The 13588-nt window shown below is 62.8% G+C and carries 13 protein-coding genes and 2 tRNA genes; 10 read left to right on the forward strand and 5 right to left on the reverse strand.

The genetic code is table 11. The features are described 5' to 3' along the window. The first annotated feature begins 17 nt into the window (after positions 1-17). The 4 genes from ilvN to AC3WLM_RS02065 all read left to right on the forward strand — a co-directional run bounded on the left by ilvN (position 18) and on the right by AC3WLM_RS02065 (position 2831). Positions 18-533: an acetolactate synthase small subunit gene (gene ilvN, locus AC3WLM_RS02050; protein ID WP_039331295.1), complete on the forward strand. Its 516-nt coding sequence runs from the start codon at positions 18-20 to the stop codon at positions 531-533. A 47-nt stretch (positions 534-580) separates the two neighbouring features. Continuing rightward, positions 581-1600: a ketol-acid reductoisomerase gene (ilvC, locus tag AC3WLM_RS02055; RefSeq protein ID WP_039331297.1), complete on the forward strand. Its 1020-nt coding sequence runs from the start codon at positions 581-583 to the stop codon at positions 1598-1600. Positions 1601-1727: 127 nt separating this feature from the next. Beyond that, a complete protein-coding gene (locus tag AC3WLM_RS02060) occupies positions 1728-2075 on the forward strand; it encodes an I78 family peptidase inhibitor (protein WP_039331301.1) in 348 nt (115 codons plus the stop codon). Positions 2076-2171: 96 nt separating this feature from the next. Further along, the gene (locus AC3WLM_RS02065) at positions 2172-2831 is read left to right on the forward strand and encodes a YceI family protein (protein ID WP_082734346.1); all 660 of its coding nucleotides are present in this window, start codon (positions 2172-2174) and stop codon (positions 2829-2831) included. 4 nt (positions 2832-2835) lie between these two features. Here AC3WLM_RS02065 and AC3WLM_RS02070 read toward each other — a convergent pair whose 3' ends face one another. Continuing rightward, positions 2836-3969 carry an epoxide hydrolase family protein gene (locus AC3WLM_RS02070; protein WP_492476453.1) on the reverse strand — a complete coding sequence of 378 codons (1134 nt, stop codon included), beginning with the start codon at positions 3967-3969 and terminating at the stop codon, positions 2836-2838. A 208-nt stretch (positions 3970-4177) separates the two neighbouring features. Between AC3WLM_RS02070 and leuA the strand changes: the two genes are divergently transcribed. The 3 genes from leuA to AC3WLM_RS02085 all read left to right on the forward strand — a co-directional run bounded on the left by leuA (position 4178) and on the right by AC3WLM_RS02085 (position 8069). Next, a complete protein-coding gene (leuA, locus tag AC3WLM_RS02075) occupies positions 4178-5848 on the forward strand; it encodes a 2-isopropylmalate synthase (RefSeq protein ID WP_039331306.1) in 1671 nt (556 codons plus the stop codon). 125 nt (positions 5849-5973) lie between these two features. Continuing rightward, positions 5974-7020, forward strand: a complete 1047-nt coding sequence (locus AC3WLM_RS02080) for an amidohydrolase family protein (RefSeq protein WP_492476454.1) — start codon at positions 5974-5976, stop codon at positions 7018-7020. A 68-nt stretch (positions 7021-7088) separates the two neighbouring features. Next, positions 7089-8069 carry an NAD(P)H-dependent flavin oxidoreductase gene (locus AC3WLM_RS02085; protein ID WP_193828098.1) on the forward strand — a complete coding sequence of 327 codons (981 nt, stop codon included), beginning with the start codon at positions 7089-7091 and terminating at the stop codon, positions 8067-8069. 7 nt (positions 8070-8076) lie between these two features. Here the strand turns inward: AC3WLM_RS02085 and AC3WLM_RS02090 are convergent, their stop codons facing one another. From AC3WLM_RS02090 to AC3WLM_RS02105, 4 genes are all read right to left on the reverse strand, one after another. Further along, a complete protein-coding gene (locus AC3WLM_RS02090) occupies positions 8077-8619 on the reverse strand; it encodes an AHH domain-containing protein (protein ID WP_492476455.1) in 543 nt (180 codons plus the stop codon). Continuing rightward, positions 8610-9287 carry a hypothetical protein gene (locus AC3WLM_RS02095; protein ID WP_492476456.1) on the reverse strand — a complete coding sequence of 226 codons (678 nt, stop codon included), beginning with the start codon at positions 9285-9287 and terminating at the stop codon, positions 8610-8612. Before AC3WLM_RS02095 ends, AC3WLM_RS02090 begins: the two co-directional genes overlap by 10 nt. A 166-nt stretch (positions 9288-9453) precedes the next feature. Then, positions 9454-9942 (reverse strand): flavodoxin family protein, encoded by a 489-nt coding sequence (locus tag AC3WLM_RS02100; protein WP_492476457.1) that lies wholly within the window; start codon positions 9940-9942, stop codon positions 9454-9456. A gap of 3 nt (positions 9943-9945) precedes the next feature. Further along, the gene (locus AC3WLM_RS02105) at positions 9946-11178 is read right to left on the reverse strand and encodes a hypothetical protein (protein ID WP_052241889.1); all 1233 of its coding nucleotides are present in this window, start codon (positions 11176-11178) and stop codon (positions 9946-9948) included. 156 nt (positions 11179-11334) lie between these two features. Between AC3WLM_RS02105 and recJ the strand changes: the two genes are divergently transcribed. From recJ to AC3WLM_RS02120, 3 genes are all read left to right on the forward strand, one after another. Next, positions 11335-13116 carry a single-stranded-DNA-specific exonuclease RecJ gene (gene recJ, locus AC3WLM_RS02110; protein ID WP_492476458.1) on the forward strand — a complete coding sequence of 594 codons (1782 nt, stop codon included), beginning with the start codon at positions 11335-11337 and terminating at the stop codon, positions 13114-13116. An 80-nt stretch (positions 13117-13196) separates the two neighbouring features. Further along, positions 13197-13271: transfer RNA gene (locus tag AC3WLM_RS02115), tRNA-Glu, on the forward strand. Positions 13272-13331: 60 nt separating this feature from the next. Beyond that, positions 13332-13406: transfer RNA gene (locus tag AC3WLM_RS02120), tRNA-Glu, on the forward strand. The last annotated feature ends 182 nt before the right edge of the window (positions 13407-13588 follow it).

The raw sequence follows: 13588 nt of genomic DNA on the forward strand, positions 1-13588 counted from the left end.
GGGACACCGAAACAATGATGCACATCGCTCAGGAGGCGCAGGAACGCCACGTCCTCACCATCACGGTCGACAACGAAGCGGGCATTCTCGCCAAGATCGCCGGCCTGTTCACCGCGCGCGGCTACAATATCGACAGCCTGACCGTGGCCGACATCACCGATGGCCACGACGTCAGCCGCATCACCATCGTGACGCACGGCCCCCCGCCGGTCATCGACCAGATCCGCGCGCAGCTTGAACGACTGGTACCGGTGCACAAGGTCACCGACCTCACCGAAGTGGGCCCCTTCGTCGAGCGTGAACTGGCGCTGGTAAAGGTGTCCGGCAAGGGCGAGAACCGCGTCGAGGCGCTGCGCCTGGCTGACGTATTCCGCGCCAAGGTGGTCGATACCACGACCTCGAGCTTCATTTTCGAACTCACCGGGGCGCCCGACAAGATCGACAGCTTCGTCAGCCTGATGAAGGAACTCGGCCTCGTCGAAGTTGGACGCACCGGCATCGTCGGCATGATCCGCGGCGCCACCGCGGCCTGAATTTCACCGCTTATCCTTTCACGAATTCATCAAAGATTGGGAACGACATGAAGGTCTATTACGACGCAGACTGCGATCTGAACCTCATCACCGACAAGAAGATCGCGATCCTCGGCTATGGCTCGCAGGGCCATGCCCACGCGCAGAACCTGCGCGACTCGGGCGTCAAGGACGTGGCGATCGCGCTGCGCCCGGGTTCGGCCAGCGCCAAGAAGGCCGAAGCTGCCGGCTTCAAGGTTCTGGCAAATGCCGATGCTGCTGCATGGGCGGACATTCTGATGATCCTGGCACCGGACGAGCATCAGGCCGCGATCTATGCCGATGACCTTCATGCCAACATGAAGCCTGGTGCGGCACTGGCATTTGCGCACGGCCTCAACATCCACTTCGGCCTGATCGAAGCGCGCGCCGACATCGATGTGATCATGATTGCGCCGAAGGGCCCTGGCCACACCGTGCGCAGCGAATACCAGCGTGGCGGCGGCGTGCCCTGCCTGATCGCGGTGCATCAGAACGTGACCGGCAACGCCCATGACGTTGCACTCGCCTATGCCTCGGGCGTCGGCGGTGGCCGCAGCGGCATCATCGAAACCAACTTCCGCGAAGAATGCGAGACCGACCTCTTCGGCGAGCAGGCCGTGCTGTGCGGTGGCACCACCGCGCTGATCCAGGCCGGTTTCGAAACCCTGGTCGAAGCCGGCTATGCACCGGAAATGGCCTACTTCGAATGCCTCCACGAACTGAAGCTGATCGTCGACCTGCTTTATGAAGGCGGCATCGCGAACATGCGCTACTCGATCTCGAACACCGCCGAATACGGCGACATCAAGACCGGTCCGCGCATCATCACTGAAGAGACCAAGAAGGAAATGAAGCGGGTTCTCGCCGACATTCAGTCGGGCCGCTTCGTGAAGGACTTCGTGCTCGACAACCGCGCCGGCCAGCCCGAGCTGAAGGCCGCCCGCGGTCTCGCCAAGCGCCACCAGATCGAGGAAACCGGTGCAAAGCTGCGTGCGATGATGCCGTGGATCGGAGCGAACAAGCTGGTCGATCAGTCGAAGAACTGATCTTCCCAATCAATTCGAAACTTTTGGAAAGGGCGGCTTCGGTCGCCCTTTCTTTTAGTGCACGACAGGCATCGACGAATGCAGTGGACGACAGAAATGTGATCTATATCACTCCGATCTGGAGAAAATGATCACACGATTCCGCCTTGTCCCCCGGCTGACGCTATGCGCCGCCGCGTTTTGCCTTGATGCCGGGCCAGTTCTTGCCGCGGCCAAGGATATGGCGCAGCGGCCGATACCCCCCGTTGTCAGGACCGAGGCCGGATTGGTCGACACCTGCGGCCAGCGTTCTGCCCAAAAGCTGGTTGGCGCGATGTTTTCGCCCCAATCACAGGCAGCCCTGATCAAGACCATCGGACACGACCGCATCCGCGTGATCCGGCCGGGAGCAATTATCACGCAGGATCGCCGCGAAAATCGCCTCAACCTGATCGTTGATGATGCCGGACGCCTGATGGCGGCGCGCTGCGGATAGCCGCGCAGGCTTACGCTACGACGCCGGGACTTTTACTTGCGTCGATCACAGCACTTTGGCAACCAAGGCGCTCCTTATCCTCCCAAGGAGATCCCGATGCCGAAGCTCTCGCGTATGCCACGTCCCCTTTTGCTCGCCCTTCCCCTCGCTCTCGCCGCTGCGGCCGCGCCGATGGTAGCGCAGATGCCGGAGGCCCCTGGCAAGGCCGACAAGGCGCGTGTCGTGGCGGGCTCCTACACTGCCGATGCCGGCCACTCACTGGTGGGGTGGCGCGTGAACCATTTCGGCTTCAACGATTACTTCGGCCTGTTCGGCGACGTTTCGGGCACGCTTGACATCGACCCGGCCAATCCCGCCGCTGCCAAGGTTTCGGTCAAGATTCCGGTCAGCAAGGTCATGACGGCCAGCAGCGGACTCACTGCCCACCTGCTCAAGCCGGCAGCTGACGGCAAGCCCGCCGACTTTTTCGGTGCGGCTCCGGCCGACGCGACGTTCGTTTCGACCAGCGTGGCGCCAGGCGCCGATGGCATGAGCGCGAAGATCACTGGCGACCTTACCCTGAATGGCGTGACCAAGCCGGTGACCATTGACGCGACCTTTGCCGGTGCCGGCACCAACCCCTTCAACAAGGCTGCCACGCTCGGCTTCCACGGGAAGGCCACGCTCAAGCGTTCGGACTTCAACGTGAAGTACGGCGTTCCCTTCGTATCCGACGAAGTGAAGCTCGACATCACTGTCGCCTTTGAAAAGAAGTAAGCGTTCAAGGCATCAGCGAAAACGCGGCCCGAAGCTCTTTCACGAAAGCTTCGGGCTGCTCCCACGCGGCGCAGTGCCCACCCTTCTCCTGTTCGCCCCAATAAACCAGCTTAGAGCATGTCCTCTCGAACCACTTGCGCGGGGCCGGGATGATCTCCTTGGGGAACGCGCTGACGGCAACAGGGATGTCGATCTGCACAGGGCTGAAACTGCCGAAACTCTCCCAATATAGACGGGCCGACGATGCGCCCGTAGCACTCAACCAGTACAACATGAGATTATCGAGAATGTCGTCGCGGCTCAGGGCATCCTCGGCACGCCCAGCATTGTCGGTCCAGGCCCACATCTTCTCGTAAATCCAGCCCGCGAGGCCCACAGGCGAATCCACCAATCCGTAGCCGACCGTCTGAGGGCGGGTGGATTGCTGCTTGGAGTAGCCTGAATCCCACTCCTGATAATGTTGCAAACGCTCGAGCGCCTTCATCTCGTCGGGGCCGGGCGCGGCCATATCCTCGGGCAGCGGTCTTGCGATCGGCATGTTGAGGTGGATGCCGGCGCATCCGTCGACCTTCAGCGCGCCGAGCGCAGTCGTCACTGCCGAGCCCCAATCGCCACCTTGCGCCAGCCACCTGTCATAGCCGAGCCGCCGCATCAATTCGCCCCAGCTTTGCGCGATCTTCTGAACGCTCCAGCCCTTGACCGTGGGTTTGCCAGAGAACCCGTAGCCTGGCAGGCACGGGATCACGAGATGAAAGGCATCCCGCGCCGCGCCGCCATGCTCCTCCGGCTGGGTCAACGGGGCGATGCAGCGGCGAAACTCGAGGATCGAGCCAGGCCAGCCGTGGGTCAGGAGCAAAGGCCGCGCGCCTGCGTGGGGCGAGCGTACGTGCAGGAACCGGATGATGACGCCATCGATCTCGGTTTCGAACATGCCCCAGTCGTTGAGCTTCTGCTGGCAAGCGTACCAATCATATTCATGACGCCAGTAGGCGACAAAATCCTGCAGTGCGGCGAGCGGCACGCCTTGCGACCAATCGTCAACCGTTTCCCTCTCCGGCCACCGCGTCATGTCGATGCGCCGGTTCAGATCTTCGATCGCGGCTTGCGGTATCTCGACGGTGAATGGCGCAATATTCATGGCTCTTCTCTCCCGGTCTGCTTGCATTCATTCTGGACAAGTGGCCTGCGATTCACCATAGGCTTGTGGCATGACCGCTCGACTGGACCTTACCCTGCGACTTATCCGCCCTTGGGCGTGAGCTGACGCGCGGGGGCCCCCGGCGCGCACGGCGCCCAGGGGATCAGAAGCTCAACCGCCAAAATCCAGAAAATTCGAGTGCACTCTCATGACCATGCTCAAGAACCCTTCGGCCAAGTACCGTCCGTTCCCGCAGATCGACCTGCCCAACCGCCAATGGCCCGGCCGTACGATCACCAAGGCGCCGCGTTGGCTTTCAACCGACATGCGCGACGGCAACCAGTCGCTGATCGATCCCATGGACGCGGAAAAGAAGAGCCGGTTCTTCGACCTTCTGCTCAAGGTTGGGCTGAAGGAAATCGAAGTCGGCTTCCCGTCGGCCGGGGCCACCGAGTATGATTTCATCCGGGGCCTGGTCGATTCCGGCCGCATCCCCGATGACGTCTTCGTGCAGGTCCTCACCCAGTCGCGCGAAGACCTGATCAAGACCTCGTTCGAAAGCCTGGCCGGAGCCAAGCAGGCGATCGTCCACGTCTACAACGCGGTTTCGCCGCTGTGGCGGAACGTGGTGTTCGGTATGGACCAAAAGGACGTGCGCGAGATCGCCATAGCCGGGGCCAAGCACTTGCGTGATCAGGCCGCTCGTTTCCCGCAGACCGACTGGCACTTCGAGTACAGCCCGGAGACTTTCTCCACCGCCGAACTCGATTTCAGCATCGAGTGCTGCGAGGCCGTGATGGAGATTCTCCAGCCGACAACGGACAAGCCGATCATCCTGAACCTGCCGGCGACGGTCGAAGCGGCGACGCCCAACATCTACGCCGATCAGATCGAGTACTTTTGCCGCAACCTGCCGAACCGCGATCGTGCAGTGATCAGTCTGCACACCCACAACGATCGGGGCACTGGTGTCGCTGCGGCCGAGCTCGGTCTCATGGCTGGGGCCGATCGCGTCGAGGGGTGTCTTTTCGGCAATGGCGAGCGCACCGGCAACTGCTGCCTCGTCACCGTCGGCCTCAACATGTACACGCAGGGAATCGACCCTGAACTGGACTTCTCGGACATCGACGAGGTGATCCAGACGGTCGAATACTGCAACCAGCTGCCTGTCCATCCCCGCCATCCCTATGGCGGCGAACTGGTCTTCACCGCGTTTTCCGGCAGCCACCAGGACGCGATCAAGAAGGGCTTCGCAGCGCAGGAGCAGCGCAACGACGAGCTTTGGGCAATCCCCTACCTGCCAATCGATCCGGCGGATCTCGGCCGCAGCTATGAAGCGGTGATCCGCGTGAATTCGCAGTCCGGCAAGGGCGGCTTTGCCTGGGTGCTCGAACAGGACCAAGGCCTCAAGCTGCCCAAGAAAATGCAGGCGCACTTCTCGCGCCATGTCCAGGAGCTGGCCGACGAACTGGGCCGCGAACTGCAGGCGGCAGACATCTGGGGCGTGTTCCGCAAGGCCTATCGACTCGATGCGCCGCAGCACTTCCAGCTGGTCGACTATGAGGAGGCGCGGGGCCCTGATGGCACACGCATCTTCGCCGGCAAGATCGAAGTCGATGGCAAGGTCCAGTCGGTATCCGGACGCGGCAACGGCCTGATCTCCTCGGTCGTCGCCACGCTCAAGGACGGCTTCGGAGTCGAGATCGACATCACCGACTATTCCGAGCATGCGATGGGTGCCGGCAGCAATGCCCGCGCCGCAGCCTACGTCGAATGCAAGACCGCCGATGGCCGCACGATCTGGGGCGTCGGTATCGATGAAGACGTGGCGACCGCTTCGGTTCGCGCGGTTCTCAGCGCAGCAAACGCTGCTGCATGAGCGCTAAATGGGCGGCCTCCGCGGCCGCCCGTTCAACCGATCGCTTAAATACCCGCTTGCCCGCGCAGATCCTTGCGCCATAGTCTGCCCGTGCCCGCAAGAGGCGCGCAACGGGACAGGACTTTATGGCCGACGAAGCGATTCTCGAACCCGACCTGCCGATCATTGATCCGCATCACCATCTGTGGGACTTGCGCCCGCTGATCGCGGCTTTCCCGCAGCCCCGCCATCCTTTCATCGAGACGCTGACGCACTCGGCCTATTACACGTTCGACCAGCTGCTGGCCGATGCGCGTGGTGGCCATAACGTGGTAGCCACGGTCTACATGGAATGCGGCGCCTTCTACCGCGCCAATGCGGAACCCGCGATGAAGCCGGTGGGCGAAGTCGAGTTTGTGAACGGCATCGCCGCACAAGGTGCGAGCGGCCTTTACGGAAACTTCCGCCCTTGTGCCGCGATCATCGGCCATGCCGACTTGCAATTGGGCGATGCAGCACGTCCTGTCCTCGAAGCGCTCGCGCAGGCAGGTAACGGCCGATTTCGCGGCATTCGCCACCAGGGCGCCTGGGATGCCAATCCTGACGTACTCGGGCCGCCGTTCCATGCGCCGCCTGAGCTTTATCTATCGGATGAGTTCCGCAAAGGCTTCCGCCACCTCGGCGAGCTTGGCCTCACTTTCGATGCCTGGCTGCTGGAGCCGCAACTGGGTGATGTGCTCAGCCTTTCCCGCGCGTTTCCGGGCCAGCCGATCTGCCTCGATCACTGCGGCACCCCGCTCGGCACCGCAAGCTATCACGGCAGGCTGCACGAGCGCTTCGATGGCTGGCGGAGCATGATCCGGCAGATTGCCGAATGCCCTAATGTCACGATCAAGCTTGGCGGTCTTGCCATGTCGTTCTGCGGACTTCCCGAGCAAGGCCCGATGGCGGGGCTGTCCTCGGAGACACTGGCAGCCATGTGGCGCCCCTATATCGAAACCTGCATCGAAGCCTTCGGGCCGGAGCGGGCGATGTTCGAAAGCAATTACCCCGTCGACAAATGGGGCGCCAGCTACACCGTGCTGTGGAATGCCTTCAAGCGACTGGCCCATGGCGCGTCCGAGAGTGACAAACGCGCGCTTTTTGCCGGCACTGCCGCCCGCTTCTACGGCATTGAGGACATGCTCCCCTAGACAGGCGACGTGTCATCACCTAGCACTTTAACTGCTCGATTAAGAACCTTGTGAAGGACACGCGCTGAATGCCCCTGCCCCCGCTGTTCGCAAACCTGCGTCTGCCGGTTATCGCGTCGCCCCTGTTCATCATCTCCTGCCCGGAACTGGTCATCGCCCAGTGCAAGGCAGGCATTGTCGGATCGTTCCCGTCGCTCAACGCGCGCCCGATCAGCCAGCTCGACGAATGGCTGCATCAGATTACCGAGGAACTTGCCGCCCATAACCGCGCCAACCCTGACCGCCCGGCTGCCCCGTTCGCCGTGAACCAGATTGTCCACAAGACCAACAACCGCCTCGACGAAGACATGGCGCTCTGTGCAAAGTGGCAGGTGCCCATGCTCATCACCTCGTTGGGTGCGCGCGAGGATGTCTACAACGCGGCCCATGGCTGGGGCGGCATTGTCCTGCACGACGTCATCAATGATCGCTTCGCCCGCAAGGCAATCGAGAAAGGTGCCGATGGCCTCATCCCGGTTGCCGCAGGCGCTGGTGGCCATGCGGGGGCGCAATCGCCTTTTGCACTGATGCAGGAAATCCGCGAATGGTTCGATGGACTCGTCGCACTTTCGGGCGCGATTGCCCATGGGCGTTCGGTGCTTGCCGCACAGGCGCTTGGTGCTGACTTTGCCTATATCGGCTCTGCCTGGATCGCGACCGAGGAAGCCAATGCCAATGCGGCCTACAAGCAGGCCATCGTGGACAGCCGGGCCGACGATATTGTCTACTCGAACCTCTTCACCGGCGTTCACGGCAACTATCTGCGCTCCTCGATCGTCAACGCAGGGCTCGATCCCGATAACCTTCCCGAAAGTGACCCGAGCAAGATGAATTTCGGATCGGGCGGCAATACCGACGCCAAGGCCTGGAAGGATATCTGGGGTTCCGGCCAGGGCATCGGTGCCGTCACCGCTGTCGAACCGGTCGCAAGCCGCGTGGACCGGCTCGAGCGGGAATATCGCGAGGCAGCAGCGAGACTGACGGAAAATTCTGCCGCGTTCCTGCGTTGATTCAGGTCTAGTTCGCTCGCGCCACGACTGCCGTATCTGTCCAGAACAGCTGGGCCATGTCGTCGAGATGGCTGAAATCGAGCGACGGGTCGCGCGTGTTCAATGGCATGCGCGACCAATTGCGTGGATCAAGAAAGCGCCTGCGCAACGCGCGCTGCAGCAAGTCAAAGCGCATCAGGGCGGTGAAATCGGCCGTTGCCGAACCCTTGCGTCGTGCAAGAGACCAATCCGCTTCGATCTGACCGATTCGCTCGATTACCAGCTCGTTATAGGCACGGTGCGGGCCGCGATGGAGTGGCAACCCTGCGCGCAGCGCCGCGTGTTCGGACCCGGGCAACAATTGGCCGTTGCGGCGGAAGTCGTGAATCCCGATTCGTTCGTGGCCAAGCGTATCGATCATTCTCCGGAAGGCCGGAAGACTCAGAACCTGACGGGGAACGAGGTGATGGCGCTGCTGGTCCGGGCAATATCCTGCCTGGCCAGGGACATTCACGCTGCCGAACGGCAGACAGGCCCTTTCAGGTTGAAATTGTTTCCGTTTCAGTCGCACCGGGCAAGGATAGGACTGCCGGACTCCGCCTCAAGACTGACTGCCCCCGTTCCGGCAAGAATTGCCCGTGTCGGCTGCAGAACGGGGCCATGGGCGACCAGCCAATCAACCAGCCGAACAGCGGTGCGAGCGAGCAGCGACGGATCTGCAGAATTGCCTGCTTTCAGGATAAATTCCTGCCCCATCAACAGATTAAGCCCGCGAGACGCCATGGAGCCATCATCCAGCCGATGCATTGCGACAAAGGCTGGAGCCGGGAAAGGTCCGCCCTCCAGCCATGGCAACACGGCTTGCCTGAATAATCCCGGTTTTAGAACCAGATGGGCGGGAATCCACGAAATCCCTTCCGCCTGACTCATTTCCGCAAGCTCGATCAGAAGCATCGCCGCGACTCGGATGACCGGCAAGAGGCCGCCGGCACCTGCGAGGTGAGGCCCAGGTGCAAACGTCAGCCATCGCATCTCGCCAATATCTGATTGAGAAAGGCCAAGGGCAGTGGCGATGGGTAGTGCCGCAGCAGGTGGACCGCTCTTCAATCCGTGCAGATCGAAGGTCAATCCGCTGGCGAGCAGTTCCACCCAGCCTTCCGAGGCGTCGGGCACGTGGGATGCCGAATATCCGAAGCCACGCTCCGGGCCTGCCAGAATCTCTTCCAGGGCAGGCAGCATTTCGGCCCTGTAGAGAAGGGCTGCAAGGGGTGCGCAAACTGCAGACCGGTCACTCGCGTCCACTTGCCCACCTTTCAGCCACGGCCCCAATTTGCACAGTCCTCCGGATGCGTCGAGTCACGCTGCATCCGGGAAAGCTTGGTTTTGGTCCATAAGCTCGAAAGCTTTAGAAAACTCCCAATGCGAGACCCGCCGCCAAAGCCCGTCCAAGATTTCGGCAATCGTGCAATAGTGCCTCAGGCACGCGCTTAGGGCCAAGGATCTCTTCGGGCGTCTGTGCGCCTGTTTTAACGATCAGAGGTTCTGCCGCCCGCCTGAGCCGCCACCCGGTCACAATACGATCAAGCTGACGTTCCGCGCCGCTTCCGTCCGTGCCGGCTGCAATCATGGCCGCATAGGCCCGGCCCTCGATCCTGCCGAGCAAAGGGTAATAGCACCGATCGAAGAATGCCTTCATCTCCCCGGTCATCGAACCCAGGTTCTCGGGGCAACAGAACAGATAGCCCGCCGCACCGAGCAGGTCCTCAGGTACGGCGGACGCAGCCTCGATCAGTCGGCAGGCACCTTCGGTTTCGGCCCCGCTGGCGGCGGCCTCGGCCATTGCCCGTGCAGTGCCGGTGCGGCTGTGCCAGATGATCGCGAGGCCACCTGTCATCGCTTAGCAGCCATCCCCGCCAGTGCCGGGCACACCGATGGCGCCGCCGATCGCGCCTCCCAGCAAGCCGCCCAGCCCTTTTTTCTTCGGCTTGCATTGCGGCTTGGGCGCATCCTGCTGGCTCGCGGCGGCCCCTCCAAAGCCTTCTACCCCGACAAGGAAGCCTGTGCTGGACCGATGGCGGATACGCGCCGTCCATTCCGGCACCCATTTGGCCTTCGGATCTGCCGGACGAGGAGGATAGGCGAAGGATTCTTCCGGCCCATAGGCATGGAGCGTTCCGAACATGTAGTCAGGCGCCGCCGCCTTGACTTCTGCAGGGACACTGCACGTTGTGGTCTGCGGAGACATGACCGTCTTTTCGGCCACCAGTTTCGCAACCGTCGACGGTGCCAGCCAATCCGACAATCCTCCGCCGAATTGACGCGTGGCGCTCGACGACCACCATACGATGTCCACCATGTCCTGACCCTTGGGCGCCTGCTTCCCGCCGATGATCATCGCATAGTAGCCTGTGGCGTCGGGAACTGCACCCCAACGCAGCAAGGTGGCGCCAGTGCCCATTGCGCTATTCGAGGCGTTGAGTGGGGCCATGAAGTCCTTGGCCAGGTTGAACGCCAGTTCCGGCGAGTAGTTCGAAACGACACGGTGAGCGCCGATGAGGGATGAATCCGGCTTGGCGGACTTGCCGTCATCGCTCGGCCATGTGCCGTAGGTCCTCGCCGACGAAGGCGAGACCCAGCGGTCGATCGGGACGGCCGTGGTCCATAGGCCCGGGGGGATCTGCCCCGCGGCAAGCTTGCTGAAATCGATGACTACCGGCTGACCCTTCGGCGCGTGTTCGCCGCAGCCCCAGAAGATCAGCATTCGGCCCTTGGGTCGCTGGAACTCCGTCGTTCCCGGTTCGGCGGGCTTGCTGACAGGTGTCTTGAGCAGCACCGATTTCCCGAGCTTGGCGCCGGCCGGCATGAAGTGTTCGGCTTTCGGCTTGCCGTCCGCTGCCGCACGGGACGTTCCGAGATCGAGCCACAGCATGTGCTGGGCCTTTGGCGTCCCTCCCATGGCCATCGCCAGGGCCGCGCCAGCACCGCCACTGCCAGCGCCCATGCCGCCAAACCCCGACATCGTCTCGGCACGCATCTCGTATCTGGCAACGGGAGCGGTCGCCTGTTGCGCCACGACTCCAGCAGCAACACCGCCAAGCGTCAGTCCGCTTGCTATCACGTAACCGGTCATCACACGCATTCCTGCATCCTCCTCAAGGACTTGCGGCAGACAACCGCCGCGACGGATTCGATGCGACCTTATGCGTCGGGGGCTCTTGCTGGCCGGTGCGCCACCGCACACTCCCTTCCCCTTTCCGCAGGGAGCCCCATGGTATAGCGCAAGACCATGATTCCGGTCACTGCGATAACACGATCTCTTTCGGGCCAGGCCTGGCGCTGGCGCGGAGGCAACATGGACTTTGGGCAAAGCGGCAGTGCCCGAGACGGCGAGGAGGCCATTGTTACCCAATTGCTGCTTTCGCGTGGCGTCTCGCCCGATGATCTCGAACGCCATCGCCGCCCGACTTTGCGCGATTTCCTGCCCGATCCTTCGCTGTTCCGGGACATGGACGAAGCAGCCCGCCGCATCGCCGATGCCATCCAGCGCAACGAGCAGATCACGATTTACGGGGACTACGACGTCGACGGCGCGACCAGCGCAGCGCTGCTGATCCTGCTGCTGCGAGGTCTCGGCGTGAGCGCAGGCCACTATATCCCCGACCGCCTGCTCGAAGGCTACGGCCCTTCAGGCGAAGCGCTCGTCCGTCTGGCCCAGCAAGGTAGCGACCTGATAGTCACCGTCGATTGCGGAGCGATGGCGCACGAGGCGCTTGAGGCGGCAGCGCAGGCCGGGGTCGACGTGATCGTTGTCGACCATCACAAATGCCCGCCCGAACTGCCCCGGACAGTCGCCCTGGTTAATCCGAACCGGCTCGACGAATGTGACGAGGCCGCCGCGCACGGCCATCTTGCCGCAGTGGGCGTTGCCTTCCTCCTGGCCGTTGCCATCGTCCGCGAACTGCGGGGGCGCGGATATTTCGAAGGCCGCAAGGCGCCAGACCTCATGGGCCTGCTCGATCTCGTTGCACTCGGCACCGTAGCCGACGTGGCCCAGCTAAAGGGCCTCAACCGCGCGCTGGTAGCTCAGGGTCTGAAGATCATGGCGCGACGCGAAAATATTGGCCTGTCGGCGCTGATTGACGCCAGTCGCCTGTCGCGCGCGCCCACATGCAGTGACCTCGGCTTTGCACTGGGCCCGCGAATCAACGCAGGCGGCCGCGTGGGTGAAGCAACGCTCGGAGTGCGCCTGCTGACAACGCAGGACCCGGATGAGGCTCGGGAAATTGCGGCGCAGCTGTCTCGGCTCAATGAGGAACGGCGCGCGATCGAGCAGGAAGTGCAGGAAGCGGCCGAAGCACAGATCGCCGCGCAGCATAACCGTGCGGTCATGGTTCTGGCCGGGCGCGGCTGGCACCCCGGCGTGATCGGCATCGTGGCCGGGCGAATCAAGGAAAAGACCGGCAAGCCCTCGCTGGTGATCGCGCTTGATGCTGACGAAGCAGGCATGGGCAAAGGCTCGGGCCGATCCATCGCCGGGGTGGACCTGGGCGCTGCAATCATAGCCGCGCGCGAGGCCGGACTGCTCGTGGCAGGGGGCGGGCATGCCATGGCTTGCGGCCTGACGATCGATCCGTCGCGGCTCAATGCTCTGGCAGACTGGCTGGACGAGCGACTCGCGCGCGATGTAACCGGGGCACGAGGCGCTCAATCGCTACTGCTGGATCTGTCGCTGGCGCCCGGCGGCCTGCGCCCCTCGCTGGTCGAAACCCTCGAGGCTGCCGGCCCCTTCGGAATAGGCTGGCCCGGCCCGCGTGTAGCAGTTGGTCCGGTAAGACTGGTGAAATGCGATCTCGTCGGCGCCGATCACGTGCGCATGGTGGCCGCAGGCGCCGACGGCAACTCCTTCAAGGCGATCGCCTTCCGCGCTGCGCAGAGCGAAATGGGCCAGACGCTGCTGCACGGTTCGCGAGGCCGACAGTTCTGGCTGGCGGGGCGTGCAAAGATCGATGACTGGGGCAGCCGCCCCGCCGCAGAACTCCATGTGGAGGACGCTGCATTCGCCGACTGAAATTTTTCTGCAATTCGCCGCTTGACGCCCCGCCATCCTCCCCTTAGAGGCGCGGACCTGCCCAGCGGCGCAAGCCCAGTGGCCCCTTCGTCTAGCGGTCAGGACGCGGCCCTTTCACGGCTGAAACACGGGTTCGATTCCCGTAGGGGTCACCACTTGCTTCCCTCCTTCGGGAGGTGAAGCGGCAGCGCAACGCCAAGGCCTTCCAGCGGAATGGCCCCTTCGTCTAGCGGTCAGGACGCGGCCCTCTCACGGCTGAAACACGGGTTCGATTCCCGTAGGGGTCACCACCGTTCGTGGTGGGAATTTCAAATTCATCGGCAGGCGCGTCGCAAAGACCAAATGTGACGTTGCACGCCGCGCGCTTGCGCCCCCCACCTGCTCTCGCCTATCCGCGCTGCAACGAAGCCGACACATGGATCGGCGATTCGCGGGCAACAACAATCCACACGGCATGATTCGATGAAGGGTT

It is taken from the genome of Novosphingobium sp. FW305-C-30-35 (genome assembly GCF_058783135.1).